Here is a 22,639-nt window from a genome sequence, read left to right on the forward strand (position 1 = left end):
AGAAAAACACTTCCACCGTCTCAGATGATACTTCATTCTGAACTTTGGAAGTGTTTTTTTGGATGAGAAAAAGCCACAGCATCATGTGCTGTGACTCATTCAAGACTACATCAATTTACAAGGTCAAGTGTGATCCGACGATAAATATCCATATATTCTTCAGCTGAGACATTCCAGCTGTATTCTCCGCCCATTGCATTTTTCACAATTTTCTTCCAGTGTTCTGGCTGTTTGTAGATCTCCTCAGCACGCCGAATGGTATTCATCATGTCATGTGCATTAAAGCTCGAGAATGAGAAACCATTCCCTTCTCCAGTAAACTCATTGTATGCCTGCACAGTGTCGTTCAGACCGCCTGTTTCCCTTACGAGAGGCACACTACCGTACCGCAGAGCCAGTAACTGACTAATACCACACGGTTCGAATCTGGATGGCATCAGGAAGATATCACTGCCTGCATAAAACCGACGGGATAACCCGTCGTTGAACTTGATCTGTGCAGACATTTTAAGTGGATAACGATTTGCGGCTTCACGGAACCAGTGTTCATAGGACTGCTCCCCTGTTCCAAGTACAGCGAATTGAATATCATCATAATACAACAATTCATCCAGGATACGGCAGACCAGATCAAGTCCTTTGGAATCCACAAGCCTTGTGACCATGACCATAAGAGGTACATCAGGACGAACAGGAAGTCCAAGTTCCTTTTGCAGCTCAATTTTGTTTTCCGTTTTCTTGGACAGACTTGTTCTGTATTTCACCGGGATCTTGGTGTCTGTAGCCGGGTTGTAGCTCTTGGTATCAATGCCATTTACAATCCCGCTGAATCGATCTCCAAGTGAACTAAGCAGTCCGTCCAGACCGTATCCGTAATAAGATGTTTTCACTTCCTGTGCGTAAGTTGGACTAACGGTTGTTACATGGTCAGCGTAGACAATTCCAGCCTTCAGGAAGTTGACATTACCGTAATACTCGGCTCCATCCACGGTGAAATATCGATCGTCCAGCTCAAGGATATCACTGAATAACTGATGCGGGAATACCCCTTGATACAACAAGTTATGTATGGTGAATACCGTACGAATATCACTGTAGAATGGATCGTGTCTGTAGTGTGCTTCAAGCACCAAAGGAATCATTCCTGCATGCCAGTCATGACTGTGCAACACGTCAGGCTTGAACTCAATCTGTGGCAACACTTCGAGAACTGCACGGTTGAAGAAGGCGAAACGCTCACCATCATCCATATAACCGTACACTCCATCACGCCCAAAATAATACTCATTATCCACAAAATAGACTGGAATTCCATCATGAACCAGCATTTCTATTCCACAATAGGGCCTGCGCCAGCCAAGAGGCACATCCGTTGTAATTACGGGCTGTAACGCGTCTTTATACTCATCGGGAATCCCCTTGTACTTAGGCATAATCACCCGCACATCTGCCCCGCTCTTCTTCAATGCAAACGGGAGAGCACCGATTACGTCAGCAAGGCCTCCTGTTTTGATAAATGGATGTACTTCAGCAGCAGCAAATAGAATATTCATGCCTTTGTCCTCCTCTTCGGTTTGAGCGTGTTGCTTTCATTTTTATTCTTCGTTTTTGAACTGACGGAAGTTATACTCGCAGGTGATTCATCCGTTTTCCGACGTGTGTTCTTTTTTAGAATCACGATGCTAAGCGGAGGTAATACCAATTCGAGACTATGCGGATGCCCATGAAAAGGAATCTTTTCGGTAGGCAGTTGCATATCATTAGTAATGCCTGAACCGCCGTAAACGGAATGGTCACTGTTCAGAACTTCGGTATACATACCGGGACGCATGACACCAATCCGGTAACGCTCCCGCTTGACCGGCTGAAAGTTAATGAGCACAAGGAGTGTATCCGCAGGTTTTTTTCCTTTGCGTACGTATGAAATGACACTCTGGTCCTGATCATCCGGAGTGATCCATTCATAACCGTCTAGGGAATGATCAAGCTCCCACAAAGCTTTTTCACTCAAGTACAGGTTAGACAGCTCACGCTCAAACTTATGCAAATTGCGGTGACTGTCATAATCCAGTAAGAACCAATCCAGTTGATCCTCATCTTTCCATTCGATGAACTGGCCAAAGTCTCCACCCATAAACAACAGCTTTTTCCCTGGGAAAGTCATAAAATAGCCCAGAAAAGCACGCATGCCGGCAAATTTCTGCTCATAAGTTCCTGGCATCTTGTCGAGGAGCGACTTTTTGCCATGAACAACCTCGTCATGTGACAGAGGTAGCACATAATTTTCAGCAAAGGAGTATACGACCGGGAAAGTCAGCAAATGATGTTTGGAAGGACGCTCATGAAAATCAGATTCCATGTAATCAAGCGTATCGTTCATCCAGCCCATGTTCCATTTGTAGTTGAAACCCAGACCACCTTCATCTACAGGTAAAGTCACCATTGGCCATGCACTGGATTCTTCAGCCATCATCAATGCATAAGGGAAATACTTGAACACCGTCTCATTCAGTTGCTGCAAAAAGGCTACAGCTTCCTTGTTCTCAAGACCACCTTCATCATTGGTACGATATTGTCCTGGCTGCTTCTCAAAATCAAGCCGTAGCATACTCGTAACCGCATCAACACGGAGTCCGTCAAAATGATACATCTCCATCCAATATAATGCATTGGAGATCAGAAATGAACGAATCTCAGGTTTCGAGTAGTCAAAGCTAAGTGTGCCCCAGCCCGGCTTCTCTGCTAACATCGGATCTGCATACTCATACAAAGGCGTACCATCAAACATACGCAACCCATGAGCGTCTTTGGCAAAATGTGCAGGTACCCAATCCAGCAATACGCCAATCCCTGCCTGATGTAGTGTATCCACTAGATACATCAGATCTTTTGGATGCCCATAACGACTGGTTGGCGCATAAAACCCTGTGTTTTGGTAGCCCCACGAAAGGTCATATGGATGCTCACTGAGGGGCATCATTTCAACATGTGTATATTTCATTTCTAATAAGTAAGGAACAAGCAAATCAGCCATCTCGCGATAACTATAGAGGCTTCCGTCTTCTTTGCGCTTCCAGGTTCCCATGTGCATTTCGTAAATATGTAGAGGTTTGTTATACATGGCACGTTGTTTGCGTCTCCAGGCCCCATCATTCCATTTGTACCCTTCGATTGAACTGGTGACAGAGGCTGTCTGAGGTCGAACCTCTGCTTGAAACGCATATGGGTCCGCTTTGAGCAATTCTGTTCCATCTTCCGTTAATATACGGAACTTGTATAAAGTTCCTTCGCTAATTTCCGGAAAAAAACGACTCCAAAATCCTGATTCGGGTATCTTATATAAAGGTTCCTTTTCGCCTTTCCATTCATTGCGGTCCATAGCCAGTCCTACTTCTACGGCGTTTGGTGCCCACACGGTAAAGCGATACCCCTGAAGGCCATCGCAAGTCTCAGGTTGCGCGCCCAACATTCGATAACTGTGATGAAGGTTACCTTCATGAAATAAATAAATATGCTCCGGCAATATGTCCGGGTGTGCTAACGGTTGAATGGCCAAGAGATCACCTTCTTCTCAAGAAAATAGATATAACAGTAACCATTACCCCAGTCTAGCCAAGTTGAAAAGAAAAATGCGGTGAATTAGAAAATGTTGTTCATTTTCAGAATTTTTACAGTAACAATCGTTTCATCTGCTCTACTTTGCGTTAATGATGTACTACAATGCACAATATTTTGGGAGGGAAACGATTATGTTTAATAAAGATTGCATCGCTATGCTGTTGGCGGGAGGAGAAGGGAAGCGATTAGCCCCTTTAACCTCAAGTCTCGCAAAACCCGCTGTACCGTTTGGCGGGCACTACCGGATCATCGATTTTCCTCTCAGTAACTGCGTAAACTCAGGGATCGATACTGTAGGAGTATTGACGCAGTACCAAGCGGAATCTTTACACGATCACATCGGTGGAGGAGAACCATGGGGACATGGTAACTCAAGTGAGGCAGGAATATCCTTGCTTCCATCTTATCATACAGGAAATGACGAATACTTGGGAACGGCGGATGCTATTTATAAAAATATCGACTATATTGATCAACAAAACCCCGAAAATGTTCTAATTTTGTCGGGTGACCATATTTATCATATGAATTATCGCGATATGTTGGAGGCTCATCAAGCCAATAATGCCGCTGCAACGATTTCAGTTATGGAAGTGCCATGGGATGAAGCACATCGCTTTGGGATTATGGCTGCCGATGCTGATTTGCGTGTAACCGAGTTTGCCGAGAAACCGGCTGAACCAAAAAGTAATCTGGCTTCAATGGGCATTTACATGTTCAAATGGGATTATCTGAAACGCCATCTGTTGGAAGATGCCGCTAATCCTGAATCCAGCCATGACTTCGGTAAAGATGTGATTCCTCAAATGTTGAACGAAAATAATCCCCTCTTTGTCTATAACTTTAATGGTTATTGGAAAGACGTAGGTACGGTTAAGAGCCTTTGGGATGCACATATGGATCTGTTACACAACGAGGAAGACTGGAGTCTGCAAAAAGAAAACTGGCCGATGTTTACTCGCGACTGGCGCTCCAAACCAAGTGCTTACAAAGCAAGACATACAAAGATCGAACATGTTACTTCCATGATTCACGACTCTTGTGCAATCGAAGGTCGTTCAGAACGTTCCGTTATCTTCTGCGGTGCAGAAGTGGGTAAAGGCTCTGAGGTTAAAGACAGTGTTGTTATGCCTAACGCACGCATAGGCCGTGGGGTTCACATCGAACGCGCCATCATCGGTGAAGGTGCAATAATCAAGGACGGTGCAATCGTTAAAGGTACAGCAGATGAAATTGTGGTCGTTGGACCTAACGAGATCGTCTCTGCCAAACCGGCTGTCCGTACGCAACCTGTTCGTATGTTGAAAGAAGTATATGAGAAAAGTGGACGCCTGCGCACTGGCGAACTTTCTTCATAATGAAATAAACATAAGATGAAAAAGGCGAGCCTCAGATGGCTCGCCTTTTTTTGGTGTTGATATGGATATTATAAAACGTACATGCTCGATCATCAGGTAGAAAAATCTCTTATCTTTTAAAACCTTAAGACTTTTCTAGATCTGATTTTGTATCACTTGCATCTCTAGCTGTTCGCTCATCTGTGACTTCAGCATCACCAGACGCGGTTACAGACTCTTCTGGACCCATCTCCTCAGCCACAGCCGGTAACGTAACCGTAACGGTTGTCCCCGATCCGAGTTCACTTTGCATCGTGATCGTTCCCTCATGCAGTTCTACCAGTTCCTGCGTAATCGCAAGACCTAGTCCCGTTCCCCCATTTTGATGGTTCACCTGGAAGAAACGGTCCCGTACTTTAATTAAATGTTCTTCACTAATTCCGATACCGGTGTCCTGAACAGCTGCAATGATCTGACCATTCTCCTCTTTGACCGACAAGAAGATCCAGGAATTCTCATGTGAAAATTTGATCGCATTGTCCACAACATTCAGGAAGACTTGTTTCAGTCTGTTACCGTCTCCATGGACATTATAAGCACGAGTCTCGTCCGTTTCCAACTTGAGATGGACCTGTTTTTGTTCCGCTTTGGCCCAGACATTCAACATCGTTTCCTGTACAATTTCACGAATGTTGACCGTTCCTTTGACCAGCTTCATCTGATTCTGTTGCAATTTGGAGAAATCCAGCATCTCTTCAACAAGTCCAATCAGTCGTTCGGTTTCCTTGGAGATAATACCCATACCGATACGGGTTTCTTCCGGATCATAACCGCCTGAATCCAGTGTCTCGCTCCAGCCTTTGATACTGGTCAAAGGTGTTCTTAATTCATGTGAGATCGAAGAGATAAAATCATCCTTGATCTGATTACTCCGCACAATCTCATGTGCCATGAAGTTAAGTGTTGATGCCAATTCGCCCAGTTCGTGCTTATAATTCCCCTTAACCCTGACATCCAGCCGTCCTCTAGCCATTTGGGCAGATACTGCGGTGATGTTGTTAATTGGACGTACAATGGAATTTGCCATACCAATACTGATGATCAACACTATAGCAAGCACTCCAACACCAACGGCAGCTGCGAGTAGTCCCATATTCAACAGCTTTGAATTCACATCTTCAAGTGATGTCAGATATCGAATAACATAAGTATTTTCGCCGCCCAGATCAAACTTGTGTGAAACGGCCATGACAGATTCTCCAGTACCCGGTTGTCTTCCAATCCAGCGTCCCATATCCCCATTCAGAGCCTGCATAATATCACTGGTTTGCAGCACAGCACGGTCAGATTCAAAAGCAGTAGAACTCGCCAATACGCGCCCGTTCAGATCCAAAATTTCCAATTCAGTATTGGACAATGCCAAGTTCACAAGGAGTCTAGACAGATTATTGCCATCCTCCGTAGTATTCTCACGAGCGATCGGCTCGAAAAAGTCCTTTGAATTAGAAATGTGGGTACTAATCGTATTGTAGATACTCTCATAATAATACCTTTGAACTGCCAACATAAATACGAATTCGACCAACAGCAGAGCGAGAAAAACTACAAAGAAATAATGTAGTACGATCTGCCGAGTAATGCCTTTTTTAATCATTGCTCCCGGCCCTTCCATTTGTACCCGTGACCCCATACAGTCTGCAGGTATTCGGGCTCGGAAGGATTGTTCTCAATTTTTTGACGCAAACGACGAATGTTGACATCCACAATTTTGGGATCACCCATGTACTCTTTTCCCCATACGTGATCTAACAATACATCGCGGCTGAGCGGTGTATTTTCTTTTTCCAGGAAAAACTGAATCAAGGAAAACTCCGTTGGAGTCAACTCAATGGCTTCATTCTGTTTTTTGAATTGCTTCGAGATCAGGTCCAGTGAAAATGGCCCGGACTGGAACGTAACCTTTGCCGCAGTTTCCCGATGCACATTCACGCGGCGTAACAATGACTGAATACGTGCAATCAACTCTGTTGGGCTGAAAGGCTTGCTGACGTGATCATCTGCACCAACGGAGAGTGCGTACACTTTATCCTGTTCCTGAACTTTGGCGGTCAGAAAGATGATGCCCAGACGTTCATTGGTTTCACGGATCCGTCGACACACCTCGAATCCATCAATACCTGGTACCATGACATCCAGCAGAGCCAGATCAATATCCGGTACTGTCTGCAGTATGCGAAGCGCTTCATGACCGTCACCCGCTTCAAGCACTTCGAATCCGTTTCTCTTTAAATTAATCACTATAAAACTGCGGATGGATTCTTCATCCTCAAGAATAAGTACTTTACTCATTAAGTTCTCCCTTTCTATTCAGCTGAGAAGTATTGCTCAGTGCATCTTTACCCGCCTCTGATTGTGCTACCCGTGAAGCAATAACCCGATCTTTGGTACGCGTAATTTCCTTCCAGCTTTTACCCTTCTCCTGTTCCCACTTGGAAAGGGTGAAATATTTGATCTCTGCTACGGTTTCGTCCGTATCAATCATTTTAAATCGAATATATTTTTCCTTCTCCGATTTGGTGTCAATAGTGATCTTACCGTACCACTCTGGCTTGAGATTTAGATGGAATAAATCAGCATCATCTCGGAATTGGAATGAGACAAATTTCTTGCTATCTTTGCCATCCCACTGATAATAGGTGTAAAACCACAACCGAGAGTCAAATACGTAATGCTCCCAACCTTTTGGAGTCTCTTTAAGTCCAAACTCAATAATACCATCATTATCAACATCACCGCTTAAAATTTTGTCATCTCTATACGTTTGATCCGGTGATTTGAAAGCATTGACTAACTTGTTATCTTTAACATACATAATTTGCGAGAAGGAACTCCGATCATCCAGCTCGGCATCCAGTACAATGCCCATCTGTCCTTTGGCAATCTCTCCGCCCAGAGCATTATAAACTTCTTTAACGGTATAATCGGTCTGCACCCGATCAACTTCCTTGAAGCTGCCATCTTCGTACTGGTATAACGCAATCGTTGCAAAACCGCTGTTGTTCAGCGAAATGATAACAAAATCACTTTTACTATCTCCGCTCAAATCCAGCGTGTTCCCCTGCGCATCATCAATGATATATTGATTATATGGAACTCCACCCAAGACCTGCTCCAGTGCCCCGCCCTTGTAGGAATATGCAGTCAGGGCTTTCTGCTCCTGCAGGCTTACACCAAGAATAATATCCGGATTTCCGTCATTCGTAATATCCAATACTTTAAAGGATTGCAACTCATTTCCCGGCACATCAAATGTAAGTTTTTTAACCCATGTGCCTCCCTGCTCTTCCAAAATCATGCCATGGATTCGCACATTCTCATTAGGTGTCTCATAAAAAACAATCGCTTCCCGAGTTCCATCCCCGTTCAGGTCTTCCACCCGAATCATGCTGGTATTATTCATATCCTTGGGACGAATCAATGTACTCTCTGGCGGCAGTTTAACCTGAACCACGTTGTACAGTTTCTCCTTATCGGTGGACATCATTGGTTTTCTCATCAAACCCTTGGGGTCACTTATGACTGTGCATCCGCTTAGAACAGAACCAAGCATAATCGCCATAGTTCCTGCTGCTACAAAGCGTCCCCACCGTGAATTAAACAATCTCATCACTCTTTTCAATAGTTTAAATCTGGTTTTTTTCTTGCTGTGTCAGTCTTCGTCCACGAATATCAAAAGCAATCTTGCCTTCTGCCAATCCCCAGATCCGTGTGGCATGTTTCTCAGCAAGCTCAATAGGCAGTACTGCAATGACTGTTGCACGTTCTTCTTCACATAATTTGCGCAGCGTTTCCAGCACCGAATCTGCTGTGTGAGGGTCAAGACCAATGACTGGTTCATCCGCCAAAACGACTTTGGCACCGTGAGCAAGTGCTCTTGCAATAGCAACACGCTGCTTCTCGCCACCACTGAGCTTCTCTGCTATTTGATGTGCTTTATCAAGTAATCCCAACCCTTCGAGATAATCCATAGCACCCATATAGTCATCGGAACGTACCATACCGGTTACCATTCTCCATACAGGAGTCTGACCCGATCGTCCGATTAATACATTTTTAAGAGCCGTACGTCTAGGAAATAATTCTGGATTTTGTTCCAAGTATGCCCATTCCCGTTTGATTTTCCGTTTTCCAGACCAGCCTTCTTTCAAAATCTCGGCGCCATCCACCGTAAACCGGCCGGAATCCCATTTTTCCATCATGGCCAAACATTTAAGCAACATGCTTTTACCGCTACCGCTTGAGCCAACTACAGCTATCATTTCACCCTGTTGCATATCAAATCGAATATCCCGTAGAACGGGAACGCGGTCCACGCCAACGGATTTACTCAAGTTCTCTACTCTGATCATCGCGATGTCTCCTCTTGTCCATGTTTTTCCCTACCACTAGTGTACTCGGAAATGGACATCAATTTCCATGCGAACACCAGCTTCTATTTTAACACAGATTCGAACTCAGGTTTACGACGAAATAATATACCTGCTGCGCCGAAAAGAAGGTACATGAATCCCAGCAACGTGAACATGCTTCCGGGTGAAATCCAGTTGATCATCTGACCACCCAGATTCGGCCCAATAATACTTCCAATCGTGAAATGAAAGGAAGCAACGACGTTGGCTGCAGGCAGCAACACCTTAGGCAAAATGTCTGCGGCATAGGCCAGGCCCAGTGAGAAAAAGGAACCGACCAGGCCGCCTGCGATTGTTAACAATACAAGCGTCCACCAGAAATGCGTACCTGCGACTGGAACCAGCATGAAGATGATTCCCCCGCTGATGCCCGCAAACATCAATATCTTCTTCCGCCCATATCGGTCACTCAACATTCCGAGAGGTAATTGAAGGAACAAACCTCCAATCCCGATAAAAGGAAGCAACGACGAAATCTGATTGGTATCGAATCCAATACGCAGCCCATACACGGGGAAGTTACTATTCATACCCGCTTCCATATATCCGTATAAGAGTGCTGGTAAAAGTGCATACCAGGCCCATGCCAGACTACGACGGAAGCGACGTTCAGGTAGTTGGCCATGCTCTGCTTTTTCCGGTTTTGTATCCGGAAGCTTCATTAATACCAGTATAAGCACTGCTGCTATACAGATGAACAAGACCCAGAAAGGGACAGCATCACCGAAGCCAAGCAGCTTAATTCCCAGCGGACCAATACTGAATCCCAGCCCGTAGGACATGCCATATAGTGATATGTAGCGTCCACGCTTTTCAGGAGCGGTAACAAGTAGCACCCAGAGCTGAGCCGCATAATGAAGTGCGCTGTCTCCTATTCCAACGATCAGACGCAATATGAACCATATTTTAATATCTGGTAAATACGGAAATAGTATTAAAGGGACCATGACTAATATCAGGCCACCTACAATCAACTTTTTGAAACCGAATGCACCCAGTAGTCTCTCCGCAACGAGAGTCATGGCAAAAGAGCCAATGTACAACGCGGCGGCATTTAATCCGTTTAAACCTGGTGAAACCCCTTTTTGCTCCAAAAAAATCGAAAGCACAGGCAGCAAAAGCCCCTGACTTATTCCCGCCACCACAATAACCGTAATCAAAATGAGATAGTTCGCTGTCGAGTGTGATAGTTTGGGACGAGTAATCGATGACACGAATTCATTCCTCCTGCGAGCACACAAAGAAAAATCGCCATCGCTGACGACTTTTGTATGTTATACATATGGTTTTAAACTGCTATTCAAAGATCAGGGCTTTGCCCCGGACTTGAACATTATAGTGGACAACGCCCTGCAAAACAAGCCATAATAGAGGTTGTTCAAAAAGTTCACTTTTGATTACGAATCATGCCTAGTGGCATCATCAGCTTCGAAGATGAATTTCAGCCGAAATGTCCGTTGCTCACGTAGTTTTCCTACGCTCCGCTACTCCATTTCCATCTTCTTGGTACTGAAAACCAGACTTTTTGAACACGCACTAATCGTACTTAAGTCGCTGCGTACATTTAGATGTGACGGGAGGATTCTGCAACAATATGGCTTATCATGTGAAAATTGATGTTTCACCGATATATGAAATGCTCAACAGCTTTCTGGTTTATGTCACGAAAAAATGGATTCAGCATCTGGATATTGGTCCTGAATGGATTCTGGAAGTGGAAGGCAAACTAAGTTCCAATGTACGAGCTGCGCTCGCACCTGCTGCCACTTGGCCTTTTGATGATTTTGATGTTTTGTTTGCATGGGCAGCCTATCAAAATGATACATCGGAGAATCGTGATTTCCTGGACATGCTTGCCGGAATGACAGCGGAAGACCTGTTTGCACGTGTGTCTCCTCTTCTGCCGGCTCTTACAATAGAAGAATCTACGCGCATTCGGAACAGTTATGTCCCATTATTGCGACTATGGGATGAACACTACTGTCAGAATATGAGCGAAGATCAGCGTGTGTGGCTGGAAGAAGATGCCGAAGAAAAACGCATTTTGCTTGATAAAATGGGCTCTGAACTGCTTATTGAATATGCTACAGCGGGCGTTCTTGTTGAACCGATGCCGGGACTGAACGAAGTCATCCTGTTTCCAACGGTGCACAATCGTCCTATTAATATGTACTGTTTTTATGAGGGTATGATGATCATGCAGTATCCCGTAGATGCACCTGAAGAGAACGAAGACCAGCCACCAACATGTCTTTTACGTTTTACCCATGCGCTGGCTGATCCCGAAAGACTTCGCCTGCTTCGTTACGTATCGGATGAACCCAAATCCCTCGCTGAGATGTGTGAAGAATTAGGTAAAGACGAAGACACGGTCAAAGACCAGGTTATGGCGCTACGCATCGCAGGTCTGCTACGGACCCATCTGCTCGGAAGTAACCGTAAAGAGAAATACAGTATTCGGCCGGATGGCGTATCTGAATTGAATATGTTCCTGGAATCCTATATTCGCATTTAATTTAGTTGAACCATTGTGGATTTACTGGCTACAAGGAGTGAGTTAGATCATGAAAATAATGAAACAACATATTTTGTTTGACCTTGATGATACACTCGTATATTGCAACAAATACTTCAACCTGATTTTGGGAGAATTCTTTGAGAATATGCAAGAGTGGTTTGATGGACATTCTCTGACAACACAAGAGATTCGGGAAAAACAGCTGGAGATCGATGTAACCGGAGTGAACAAGCTTGGTTTTGCGAGTCATCATTTCCCGCAATCCCTGATTGATACCTATCGTTATTTCTCCAGCAAGTTCGCCAGATTAACCTCTCCCAGAGAAGAGTCTTATCTGAGCAAGTTGGGCATGAGTGTATACGACCAGGAGGTTGAACCCTACCCTCATATGGTTGAAACGCTTGAAAACCTTAAAGGTGCTGGACATTCCCTCTACTTATATACCGGCGGCGAAACCGTGATTCAGCAGCGCAAGATTGATCAGATGAAACTCTCGGCTTATTTTGATGATCGGATCTATATCCGACAACACAAAAACGTCGAGGCACTGGAAGGCATTCTGTCTAATGGTCCGTTTGATCGTCGTGCAACATGGATGATTGGCAACTCACTACGCACAGATATTATGCCTGCGGTAAAAGCCGGAATTCACAGCATTTATATCAAACAACCGAATGAATGGCAATACAACATCGTAGAACTTCAGCCTAATCCGGAAACGTCGATGTATACCATCACTGCACTGGAAGAGGTACCAAAAGTCATACACGAAAATATACAACAGCAGCAACAGAAAAGGACCCTTGGATAAGGGTCCTTTTGCTGTATGTTAACTGTTAACTAAGATCAAGCATCCTGCTTCTCACCAGATAATTTGCCTGTTACTACGTCCTGCAAAATAATACGTGCTTTCACCGTACTCCCGTCTTTTCTTTTAAACGACAGTACTTGTGTACTCCCCTTCTCAATCAGCGATTTTAACATCGTACTGGTAATTTTTTTGCCTGCATACTCTTTCCAGACCACAAATGAACAGCCTTCCTTGAAACGTGAGCATCCATAACCCTTCTTGCCCTCTATAATCTGACCCGTGCAGCCAGGAGAGGGGCAAGGTGCCAGTAACTCTCTCACTCCCGATGGGCTCGCACTTGAGGACGGCGCCTTGGTGGTCACATTTTTCCCACTGCCGGCTCTCGATGAAGATGCCGAAGTCTGACGGGACGTTTTTACAGTTGAACCGCCACTAGCCGTCTTGGCTGATGTCCTTGTATTGCCTGCCTGGGTTCTGGCTCCCTTGCCTTTCCCCCTGCCTGCCCGTGAATCTTCTCCAAAAGCATCTGCTGGAGCAGGAGCTTGTACACGCACTTTCTCAATGATGGACAAGGTGAATTTCTTGACGTTCTCCATGAACTTGTCCTGACCCGCCTCACCTTTGGAAATCTGATATAATCTTCTTTCCCATTGCCCGGTCATCTCAGGTGAAGTTAACAGATCTACACCCGCGCGACGAATCAACTCAATAGCTGTTCTGCCTTTGAGCGTTAACTGCATTTTCTTCCCTTGCAGCGTAATGTAACCTACGTTTTTGAGGCGTTCAATTGTAGCCGCACGTGTAGCCGGAGTACCCAGACCACTATCTTTCATCGCGTCTCGCAGCTCTTCATTCTCGATCTGCTTGCCTGCACTCTCCATCGCTTTCAGCAATGTTCCCTCGGTATAACTCTTGGGAGGCTGGGTCGCCTTCTCCTTGAACTCACTCTTCGTGCATTGAACAGGCAATTCAGGTTGCACACTAAAAGCCTTGTCCGTCCACTCTTCAGCTTCCTCTTCCTCATTGCCGTTTTTCTTGGTCTTCTTCTTGCCTGCACCGCCCTGTTCCTGATCTCCAGAACCGAGAACCACTTTCCATCCGAGGGACAACAGCTCTTTGACAGATGTCTTAAACTGATGTTTCTCCACTTCGGTGAGCACGGTATGTTGCTTATACTCTGCCGGAGGATAAAAATGAGACAAGAAACGTCTGACAATCAAATCATAGATGTTCTGCTCATCCTTGGATAAGGTACCTGGTCGCTTCAAAGTAGGTAGGATCGCATGGTGATCCTCAACCCTGCTCGGATTACATACCCCTTTATTATTCTTATGAACAAGCTCCGGCTTGGCCCCCTGCGCAAGCTCACTATAGGTACCATTTTTAAGCAGGTTTAGTGTTTTGTGCATACCTTCAATATTCTGTTCTGTAACATAGTTGGAGTTTGTCCGCGGATACGAAATCACCTTGTGTTTTTCATACAAGGCCTGTGCGATATCCAGTGTTTTTTTGGCACCATATCCAAACTTGGCATTGGCTTCACGCTGTAAAAGGGTCAGGTCATACAAACGATACGGATACTCCTTCGTCTGCTTCGCTTCGTATTTGGTAATCTGCCCTGTCTTGCCCTTCACACTGGCTGCAATGGCCTCTGCTGCCTCCGCATCGGTCAACTTATCTCCCTGACGCAGTCCCCGGTACTCAACACCTTCCTGCCGAAACCAGGCGGCTACTTCATAAAAGGTCTGTGACTGGAACGCTTCAATCTCGATTTCACGATCGTAGATTAGCGCGAGTACCGGCGTCTGCACACGGCCTACAGACAACAATGCATTATGGCGGGTTGTAAACGCCCGTGAGGCATTCATCCCGATCAGCCAATCGGCTTCACTTCTGGCGCGAGCAGCATGGGTCAGATTTTCAAATTCAGAGGCATCCTTCAGACCATCAAAACCACGTCTAATGCTCTCTGCCGTCAAATCCGATATCCATAAACGCTTTACAGGCTGACGCAGCTTCAATTGCTGTTGTATGAGGGCGAAAATGTACTGACCTTCTCTCCCTGCATCGCACGCATTAACGATCGCTGAAGCCCGTTTTGCCAGTTCTCCAATCATTTTAAGCTGATCTTTAGTCCTCGGATTGGGTACAATCTTGAACTGATCGGGTATGATCGGGAGGTCCGCTATATTCCAGCGTTTGTACTTTGTATCATAGGCATCCGGTTCAGCCAGTCCAAGCAAATGCCCTATCGCCCAAGTGATGATGTAATGTTCACCCTCCAGATACGTGCGATTGTTCTTGGCCTTTGGTTCTATGACGGCGGCAATGGTTCGACCCATGTCGGGTTTTTCCGCTATAACCAGTGTCTTCATCCGTCCATCTCTCCTCCTTCACCGTCCGCATGACGGCAAAAAGGGGCATTCCGCCGACGGAAGCCCCTTGCTTCTGAAACTCATTATATCAGATTTTGGATTCGGGAGCACCTTCCCGAAATGAATTATCCTGCTGCCTGTTCCTTTAATACATGCTTTTGTCTGCACTCTTTGCATACTCCTTGGAAATCCAGACGATGATCCGTAACAGCAAAGCCATACTGACGCTCGATTTGTTGTTCCAAACGAAGCAGACCATCTTCCATAATCTCTTCCACTTTACCACATTCTGTACAGATCAAATGATGGTGGTGATGGGAACCGTCTGTACTTCGCAGATCAAAGCGCGCAGCGCCGTCACCAAAGTTAATCTTTTCAACGACCTGAAGGTCACTCAGCAGTTCGAGAGTGCGGTATACGGTAGCCAATCCAATCTCAGGGAACTGCTCCTTAACCAGCAGAAATACTTCCTCTGCGCTAAAATGATCCTTTTCATGTTCAAGCAATACACGTACAGTAACTTCCCGTTGTTGTGTTAACTTATATCCTTTTTCAACCAATTGATTTTTAATGTGAAAGATCTGTTCTGAAATGGACTTGTCCCGGTTACTTGCCATAGCAGGTCGCACCTCCGATTTATATTCATTGAAATTTACTTTTATCGTACAGATTCATGGTTTCAGTTAATCCTTATTTATAATCATTATAATATAATAATAAATCTTTATCACTTAAAAAGCAATGATATTGCTCACACTTACATGAAATATGTAGTCAAATTGGTTAAAATAACAGCAAACAACCCTCGCTGATCGCGAAGGTTGTCATTGATATCTTATTCTATACTTTACACCAGAACCGAAGCACCCATCAAGTATTTGTCCACTTCACGAGCAGCCTCACGGCCTTCATTAATCGCCCATACAACCAAGCTTTGACCACGACGCATGTCACCTGCTGCAAATACTTTATCCACATTGGTGTTGTATTTGCCGTAACGTGCCTTAACGTTTGTGCGACGATCTGTTGCAAGCCCCAGTTGCTCTACCAACGTTTGTTCCGGTCCATCAAAACCAATGGCAATCATGGCCATCTGAGCCGGGAATACACGCTCTGTACCTGGAATCGGCTGATAAATCTTGCGACCAGTCTCATCCACAATACGCTCGATCTGTACTGTATGCAATTCTTTGAGGTTCCCCTCATCATCTCCGACAAATTTCGTTGTCATGATGGAGAATTCACGCGGATCTTGACCAAACAACGCTTTGGCTTCCTCTTGCGCATAATCAAGTGTGTATACGTTCGGGAATTGTGGCCAAGGATTATTAATGCGATCACGTTCCATAGGCGCTTGTGTATGCGTACCGAATTGAGTGATCGTACGACAACCATGGCGCAAAGATGTAGCCACACAGTCAGATCCTGTATCACCGCCACCAATGACGATAATATCTTTATCTTTAGCGGACAGATATTGACCATCTTCCAGATTGGAGTCCAGATAACTCTTAATACTGCCATTCAGGAAATCCATTGCGTAATGAACGCCTTTTAAGTCGCTGCCTTCAATATTGAATTCACGCGGCTTCGTTGCACCACCGCACAATACAACAGCGTCATATTCATCCACCAGTTGTTGTGCTGCAATATCTTTACCAATCTCGGTGTTCGTAATGAATTGAATGCCTTCTGCTTCGAGCAGATCAACACGACGTTGAACTACGTTTTTATCCAATTTCATCGTTGGGATACCGTACATCAGCAATCCGCCGACACGGTCCGAACGCTCATATACGGTTACCGAGTGTCCTGCTTTATTCAACTGAGCCGCAGTAGCTAATCCCGCTGGACCTGAACCTACCACAGCTACACGTTTACCCGTGCGTTTTTCAGGAGGTTGGGGAACCACCCATCCTTCTTCGAAACCTTTTTCAATAATTGCTTCTTCAATCGTTTTGATGGTTACAGGCTGACCAATTAAGCCAACTGTACATGATCCTTCGCAAGGAGCTGGACAGACGCGACCTGTAAACTCTGGGAAATTATTCGTTTTGTGAAGGCGCTCAAGTGCTTCTCTCCACAGTCCGCGATATACAAGATTATTCCATTCTGGAATCAGGTTATGCACGGGGCAACCTGACGTGCCGCCAATCATATCTATACCTGTATGGCAATACGGGGTACCACAATCCATGCATCGTGCACCTTGTGTTCTGAGCTCTTCTTCAGCCATGTGTTTATGAAACTCTTCCCAATCCTTAATCCGCTCCGCTGGCTCACGATCTGTTGGCAGTTGACGTTTGTATTCCATAAATCCAGTAGGTGTAGACATCTTACGTTTTCCCCCATCCGTTCTTGTCTTAATCCCTTCATGTGCATGGTTCTATATGAAATGGATTACTCATTACTTGAGTTTTTGTCTATTGTATCACAAAATCTTCTCGAAGATATTTCAATTATAGTAGCATTTACTGTGCTGAATATTAAATGGATTATCCGCATAATTATTTGTATTTTATACATCATATCTTTCAAGTCTACCCATGGTCAATACCCTTATTTTGGTGTTAAATGTGGTTTTGAACTGCGAAATCTGGCTTGTGTTAAAGAAATAAAAGGTCGAAACGTTAAGTGAATGTCAGATAATTTGTCATCAAATTCAACATATTTTGCTATAAATCGTTCTCAATTCCGAATATCAGACCTATTTTAGGGCTTCACAACGTTAAAACCTCAAAACTTTTACACTTTTTTACTGTTTAATGCTTGGCCGTATGTATAATATACATAAATACCAATTACTCGTGTTATATTAATGTTATATGTATTCCAGTTTAAACAAGTGACTCATTTTTTTTATAAAGAAAAGACGCTGTTCACGAATATTTCGCAATCAGCGCCTCTCATCATACAAATACGACCGAAGTCAGGAATTTCTTATGCCACATTTACCGTTTACGTTCGTAAAATTCAAAAGTATAAGCATGAACATTTTTCTCATCCTGTTCGCCTTCAATCTGTTCAATCAGTTCCCATTCGGACCAATCCACTTCAGGGAAAAACGTATCTCCCTCAAAATTCTCATGAATTTTGGTCACCACAAGACGATCTGCAAGCGGCAGGAACTCACGATACACTTGGGAACCCCCAATTACGCACAGTTCCTCACCTTTGGTTAGACTCAGACCCTCCTCAATCGTATGTACGATTTCAGCCTGTTCCACCTTGTAGTTCAGATCTCTTGTCACTACGATATTACGACGCTGAGGAAGCGGCTTACCACCAAAAGATTCCCACGTATTACGTCCCATGATAATGGTTTTGTTCAGCGTACGTTGTTTGAAAAAGGCCATATCCTTGGGTAAACGCCATGGAATCGAATTATTTAATCCAATCACACCGTTCTCCCCCATTGCCCATACCAATTCAATACTCAAGGGTAATACACTCCTTCAATCCAAGTTTCTTGTCGAGATTGAACACATAATTAGACTGCAATTGGAGCTTTAATGCCCGGATGATGCTGATAGTTCTCAAACTCAAAATCTTCAAACTTATAATCAAAAATAGAATCCGGCTTACGCTTGATTACCAGCTTAGGTAAAGCATAAGGTTCACGCTCCAACTGAGTCTTAACCTGATCAACATGGTTAGAGTAGATATGAACATCCCCTCCAGACCAGATGAAATCACCTACCTCAAGATCACATTGCTGGGCGATCATATGAGTCAAGAGCGCATAACTCGCGATGTTAAACGGCAATCCGAGGAACGTATCTACGGAACGCATCGTAAGCATACAAGATAATTTACCCTCTGCAACGTAAAACTGAAACGCAAAATGACAAGGTGGAAGCTTCATATTATTGATCTCAGCCACATTCCATGCACTGACAAGGTGACGCCGTGAATCCGGATTATTTTTGATCGAATCAATGACTGCGGCGATCTGATCAATTTTTTCTCCGTTTGGGGCTTCCCATGTACGCCACTGCGAGCCGTATACCGGACCGAGATCCCCATTTTCGTCCGCCCAGTCGTCCCAGATCTTCACACCGTTTTCTTTCAAATAAGATATATTGGTATCGCCACTCAAAAACCATAACAGTTCATGAATAACCGATTTGAGATGAATTCGTTTGGTTGTTACCAGCGGAAATCCTTCGGAGAGATCATAACGGAGTTGTCTGCCAAATACAGATTGTGTTCCTGTTCCTGTACGGTCTCCTTTATGCACGCCGTTGTTCAGAATATCCTGCAATAAATCGAGATAGTTTTTCATGTTGAAATCCCCTCACTAAAGAATATTTACACTTACCACTCCGATAACAGAACAACCTTCCGATCGCTGTTATCCCCAGATTTTTTTAATCTCCTTTTCCAAAGGTAAAATCCGGGGATAAAGGCGAAGCGTATGCTTCCGATGCAGCTTTCCTTCAGAAAGCTTTTAGCTCCGCTTCTTCAGGTTTTTCCTGTTCTCTACGTTCTCGTGTAAAAGGTTAGTTTAACTAAATATATAGACCGTGATTGGCTTGGAGCCACATCATGACTGATCATTACTACAGTGTACCACAATTGAGTTGTTGATAAAATCAATTCACTGAAACTTACGAGCGTGTAAATTTTCATCATATCACATACAAGAGCATCTTAAATTCCTCGGCTCTTGCTCAGAAAAAAGAGACGAATAACGCGTTAACGTCATTCGTCTCTTCTGATATACGTATAATGCCGGACAGATCCGAAGCTTAGATGATCTTAACGGGAGATGATGTGGATCGGGTGACCCATAACCAATTCCGCAGCTTCCATCACGATTTCGCCCAAAGTTGGGTGAGCGTGAATTGTGAGAGCCAGATCTTCCAAAGTAGCGCCCATCTCAATTGCCAAACCAAGCTCAGCAATCAGGTTGGAAGCTTCCAGACCTACGATTTGGCAACCCAATACAAGGCCGCTTTCTTCGTCAGCTACGATTTTCACGAAGCCTTCAGCGTGGTTCAAAGATACAGCACGGCCATTACCCGCATAAGGGAACTTGCCTGCTTTTACTTTGTAACCTTTTTCTTTAGCTTCTTTTTCAGTGTAACCTACGCTGGAACACTCTGGATCTGTGAACACAACAGCTGGCATACATTTGTAGTCAACTACAGATGGTTGTCCTGCGATTGCTTCAGCAGCCACTTTACCTTCATAAGAAGCTTTGTGTGCCAGAGCCAAGCCAGATACGATATCACCGATTGCGAAGATGTGAGGAATGCTAGTGCGACCTTGGTGGTCAACTTTGACAAATCCACGCTCGTCAACGTCAACACCAATCATGTCGAGACCCAGTTCTCCATCTGTGTTTGGACGACGTCCAACAGTTACCAGCAGGTAATCCGCAGTTACTTCTTTGGACTCACCATTTACAGAGTACTTAACAGTTACATCTTTATCCGTTTGCTCAGCACTTTCAGCTTTTGCACCCGTTACGATTTCGATGCCTGTTTTCTTCATGTTTTTAGCCACGAGGCTAGTCATGTCTTTATCGAAACCTGGCAGTACTGTATCCAAACCTTCGATGATTGTTACTTTCGCACCGAATTTGGAGTACATTTGACCAAGCTCAGCACCGATATATCCGCCACCGATAACGATCATGCTTTTTGGTACTTCAGGCAAGTTCAGAGCTTCTGTCGAAGACAGAATGCGTCCGCCGAACGGGAAAGGTTTCAGTTCGATTGGACGGGAACCTGTTGCAATAATTGCATTTTTAAATTTGTAACGTGGAGACTCGTGGTCATTGAATACACGAGCTTCGTTTTCGTTGATGAACATGCACTCACCGTTGAAAACTTCAACTTTGTTGCCTTTGAGCAAACCAGCTACGCCGCCAGTCATTTTCTTAACAACGCCGTTTTTGAACTCTTGAGTTTTGCTGAAGTCCACTTTTACGTTCTCAGCAGAGATACCAAAAGCTTCACCGTGAAGTGCAGACTCATATTGGTGTGCAGCAGAGATCAGGGCTTTGGATGGAATACATCCACGGTTCAAACAAACACCGCCCAGTTCGGATTTGTCTACGATCAATACGCTTTGGCCCAGTTGAGCAGCGCGGATGGCAGCTACATAGCCGCCAGGACCCGCACCAATTACTAATGTGTCGATATTGAGAGAAGCGTCGCCTACTACCATATCTTACACCTCCATAACAAGCAGCTCAGGGTTAGCGAGCAGCTGTTTAATGTAATTCATAAAGTTTTGTGCTGTTGCGCCATCGATGATACGGTGGTCAAAGCTCAGGGAAAGAGCCATTACAGGTGCTGCAACTACTTCGCCGTTTTTGATCACTGCTTTTTCGCTGATGCGTCCTGTTCCGAGAATAGCAACTTCAGGGAAGTTGATGATTGGAGTGAAGAACATACCGCCAGCAGAACCGATGTTACTGATGGAGATTGTGCTTCCTCTCATTTCATTCGCGCTCAATTTGCCCTCACGACCACGAGCAGCCAGATCACGGATAGAATCAGCAATCATCCAGATGGATTTACGATCAGCATCTTTGATAACAGGAACGATCAAGCCGTTGTCTGTATCTGTAGCGATACCGATGTTGTAGTATTTTTTGTAAACAATTTCGTTAGCTTCTTCATCAATCATAGCGTTCAGAGCCGGGAATTGGCGGGAAGCCGCAACCAGTGCTTTAACGATGAATGGCAGATAAGTAACTTTTGTTCCTTTTTTCTCTGCAATTGGTTTCATGCGAGTACGGAAAGCAACCAATTCAGTTACGTCCACTTCGTCCATGATTGTAACGTGAGGTGCTGTGTAAGCCGATTTAACCATTGCATTAGAGATCGCTTTACGGATACCTTTGAATGGTACGCGCTCTTCTTCAATGTGTTGATCAGCTGCAGCTGCTGGTGCTGCGGATTTTTTCTCTTCTTGAGCCGGAGCTTCGGAAGATGCCGCTGCGGAAGAACCGCCACCGTTTTTGAAGGATTCAACATCTTCTTTGGTTACTTTACCGTTGTTGCCAGTGCCGTTAACCTGAGCGATGTCTACACCTTGTTCGCGAGCAAATTTACGCACGCTTGGTGTTGCCAGAACGTCTTTGGCAGGTACTGCCGGAACGCTGTTGTTGCCGCCTTCTTTAGCTGCATCCGAGCTGGAAGTTGCTGCAGAAGAACCGCTTGTGTCAGCTCCGCCTTGAGCTGCATCTTTCTCTTGCTCGCCTTGATCGCCAGCAGGAGCGTCGTCTTGCTCAGGAAGTTCGCCTTCTGCATCGATGATCGCTACAACTTCACCAACGTGGCAGACTTGACCGTCTTTAGCGAATACTTCTGTAACTGTTCCGTTAACCGGACAAGGTACTTCTACAACCGCTTTGTCGTTCTGTACTTCCATGATGATGTCGTCGTCAGTTACTTTGTCACCGACTTTGATGTGCATCTTGATGATTTCGCCTTCGTGCAGGCCTTCGCCCAATTCAGGGAATTTATATTCAAATTTAGCCAACTGAAAAACCT

17 protein-coding genes are annotated in these 22,639 nt (G+C 44.7%); 3 read left to right on the forward strand and 14 right to left on the reverse strand.

Annotation, left to right across the window (positions count from 1 at the left end):
• Positions 1–110: 110 nt before the first annotated feature.
• Both glgA and glgB read right to left on the reverse strand, forming a co-directional pair.
• Positions 111–1,553, reverse strand: a complete 1,443-nt coding sequence (glgA, locus tag MKY01_RS18050; protein ID WP_339282932.1) for a glycogen synthase GlgA — start codon at positions 1,551–1,553, stop codon at positions 111–113.
• Positions 1,550–3,556 carry a 1,4-alpha-glucan branching protein GlgB gene (gene glgB / locus MKY01_RS18055; protein WP_127547716.1) on the reverse strand — a complete coding sequence of 669 codons (2,007 nt, stop codon included), beginning with the start codon at positions 3,554–3,556 and terminating at the stop codon, positions 1,550–1,552. The genes glgA and glgB overlap by 4 nt, the downstream gene beginning before the upstream one ends.
• A gap of 193 nt (positions 3,557–3,749) precedes the next feature.
• Between glgB and MKY01_RS18060 the strand changes: the two genes are divergently transcribed.
• Positions 3,750–4,976 carry a glucose-1-phosphate adenylyltransferase gene (locus MKY01_RS18060; RefSeq protein WP_282321110.1) on the forward strand — a complete coding sequence of 409 codons (1,227 nt, stop codon included), beginning with the start codon at positions 3,750–3,752 and terminating at the stop codon, positions 4,974–4,976.
• Between the two features lie 124 nt (positions 4,977–5,100).
• Here the strand turns inward: MKY01_RS18060 and MKY01_RS18065 are convergent, their stop codons facing one another.
• The 5 genes from MKY01_RS18065 to MKY01_RS18085 all read right to left on the reverse strand — a co-directional run bounded on the left by MKY01_RS18065 (position 5,101) and on the right by MKY01_RS18085 (position 10,638).
• The gene (locus MKY01_RS18065; RefSeq protein WP_282321109.1) at positions 5,101–6,609 is read right to left on the reverse strand and encodes a HAMP domain-containing sensor histidine kinase; all 1,509 of its coding nucleotides are present in this window, start codon (positions 6,607–6,609) and stop codon (positions 5,101–5,103) included.
• Positions 6,606–7,304, reverse strand: a complete 699-nt coding sequence (locus MKY01_RS18070; protein WP_017688086.1) for a response regulator transcription factor — start codon at positions 7,302–7,304, stop codon at positions 6,606–6,608. The genes MKY01_RS18065 and MKY01_RS18070 overlap by 4 nt, the downstream gene beginning before the upstream one ends.
• A complete protein-coding gene (locus MKY01_RS18075) occupies positions 7,297–8,616 on the reverse strand; it encodes a hypothetical protein (RefSeq protein ID WP_127547710.1) in 1,320 nt (439 codons plus the stop codon). The genes MKY01_RS18070 and MKY01_RS18075 overlap by 8 nt, the downstream gene beginning before the upstream one ends.
• Positions 8,617–8,638: 22 nt before the next feature.
• Entirely contained in the window at positions 8,639–9,364 is a 726-nt protein-coding gene (locus MKY01_RS18080) for an ATP-binding cassette domain-containing protein (RefSeq protein ID WP_036613671.1), read from the reverse strand.
• Positions 9,365–9,447: 83 nt separating this feature from the next.
• The gene (locus MKY01_RS18085; protein WP_315372849.1) at positions 9,448–10,638 is read right to left on the reverse strand and encodes an MFS transporter; all 1,191 of its coding nucleotides are present in this window, start codon (positions 10,636–10,638) and stop codon (positions 9,448–9,450) included.
• Positions 10,639–11,018: 380 nt separating this feature from the next.
• Here MKY01_RS18085 and MKY01_RS18090 point away from each other — a divergent pair, with 380 nt between their 5' ends.
• On the forward strand, positions 11,019–11,939 hold the full coding sequence (locus tag MKY01_RS18090) for a helix-turn-helix domain-containing protein (protein ID WP_036613670.1): 921 nt from the start codon (positions 11,019–11,021) through the stop codon (positions 11,937–11,939).
• Positions 11,940–11,988: 49 nt separating this feature from the next.
• Entirely contained in the window at positions 11,989–12,753 is a 765-nt protein-coding gene (locus tag MKY01_RS18095; RefSeq protein ID WP_047843374.1) for an HAD family hydrolase, read from the forward strand.
• 35 nt (positions 12,754–12,788) lie between these two features.
• Here MKY01_RS18095 and MKY01_RS18100 read toward each other — a convergent pair whose 3' ends face one another.
• From MKY01_RS18100 to MKY01_RS18130, 7 genes are all read right to left on the reverse strand, one after another.
• On the reverse strand, positions 12,789–15,128 hold the full coding sequence (locus MKY01_RS18100; RefSeq protein ID WP_339282937.1) for a DNA topoisomerase 3: 2,340 nt from the start codon (positions 15,126–15,128) through the stop codon (positions 12,789–12,791).
• Positions 15,129–15,253: 125 nt separating this feature from the next.
• On the reverse strand, positions 15,254–15,745 hold the full coding sequence (locus MKY01_RS18105; protein WP_036613667.1) for a Fur family transcriptional regulator: 492 nt from the start codon (positions 15,743–15,745) through the stop codon (positions 15,254–15,256).
• A gap of 230 nt (positions 15,746–15,975) precedes the next feature.
• Positions 15,976–17,463 (reverse strand): glutamate synthase subunit beta, encoded by a 1,488-nt coding sequence (locus MKY01_RS18110; RefSeq protein WP_036673826.1) that lies wholly within the window; start codon positions 17,461–17,463, stop codon positions 15,976–15,978.
• A 616-nt stretch (positions 17,464–18,079) separates the two neighbouring features.
• Positions 18,080–18,568: a dihydrofolate reductase gene (locus MKY01_RS18115; protein ID WP_047843376.1), complete on the reverse strand. Its 489-nt coding sequence runs from the start codon at positions 18,566–18,568 to the stop codon at positions 18,080–18,082.
• 50 nt (positions 18,569–18,618) lie between these two features.
• The gene (gene thyA, locus MKY01_RS18120) at positions 18,619–19,413 is read right to left on the reverse strand and encodes a thymidylate synthase (protein WP_036613661.1); all 795 of its coding nucleotides are present in this window, start codon (positions 19,411–19,413) and stop codon (positions 18,619–18,621) included.
• A 476-nt stretch (positions 19,414–19,889) separates the two neighbouring features.
• Positions 19,890–21,305 (reverse strand): dihydrolipoyl dehydrogenase, encoded by a 1,416-nt coding sequence (gene lpdA / locus MKY01_RS18125; RefSeq protein ID WP_036613658.1) that lies wholly within the window; start codon positions 21,303–21,305, stop codon positions 19,890–19,892.
• Between the two features lie 3 nt (positions 21,306–21,308).
• Positions 21,309–22,628 carry a dihydrolipoamide acetyltransferase family protein gene (locus MKY01_RS18130; RefSeq protein ID WP_339282941.1) on the reverse strand — a complete coding sequence of 440 codons (1,320 nt, stop codon included), beginning with the start codon at positions 22,626–22,628 and terminating at the stop codon, positions 21,309–21,311.
• Positions 22,629–22,639: the final 11 nt, after the last annotated feature.

Origin of the sequence: Paenibacillus sp. FSL R5-0486 (assembly GCF_037975155.1) — a bacterium.
Lineage (GTDB): Bacteria > Bacillota > Bacilli > Paenibacillales > Paenibacillaceae > Paenibacillus > Paenibacillus amylolyticus.

Bases quoted from the DNA above. Each gene is read 5' to 3' on its own strand.
- MKY01_RS18060 (WP_282321110.1), top strand. From the start codon at position 3,750: ATGTTTAATAAAGATTGCATCGCTATGCTGTTGGCGGGAGGAGAAGGG.
- MKY01_RS18105 (WP_036613667.1), bottom strand. From the start codon at position 15,745: ATGGCAAGTAACCGGGACAAGTCCATTTCAGAACAGATCTTTCACATT.
- thyA (WP_036613661.1), bottom strand. From the start codon at position 19,413: ATGAAAAACTATCTCGATTTATTGCAGGATATTCTGAACAACGGCGTG.
- MKY01_RS18065 (WP_282321109.1), bottom strand. From the start codon at position 6,609: ATGATTAAAAAAGGCATTACTCGGCAGATCGTACTACATTATTTCTTT.
- MKY01_RS18080 (WP_036613671.1), bottom strand. From the start codon at position 9,364: ATGATCAGAGTAGAGAACTTGAGTAAATCCGTTGGCGTGGACCGCGTT.
- MKY01_RS18070 (WP_017688086.1), bottom strand. From the start codon at position 7,304: ATGAGTAAAGTACTTATTCTTGAGGATGAAGAATCCATCCGCAGTTTT.
- MKY01_RS18100 (WP_339282937.1), bottom strand. From the start codon at position 15,128: ATGAAGACACTGGTTATAGCGGAAAAACCCGACATGGGTCGAACCATT.
- glgA (WP_339282932.1), bottom strand. From the start codon at position 1,553: ATGAATATTCTATTTGCTGCTGCTGAAGTACATCCATTTATCAAAACA.
- MKY01_RS18090 (WP_036613670.1), top strand. From the start codon at position 11,019: ATGGCTTATCATGTGAAAATTGATGTTTCACCGATATATGAAATGCTC.
- MKY01_RS18110 (WP_036673826.1), bottom strand. From the start codon at position 17,463: ATGTCTACACCTACTGGATTTATGGAATACAAACGTCAACTGCCAACA.
- MKY01_RS18095 (WP_047843374.1), top strand. From the start codon at position 11,989: ATGAAAATAATGAAACAACATATTTTGTTTGACCTTGATGATACACTC.
- lpdA (WP_036613658.1), bottom strand. From the start codon at position 21,305: ATGGTAGTAGGCGACGCTTCTCTCAATATCGACACATTAGTAATTGGT.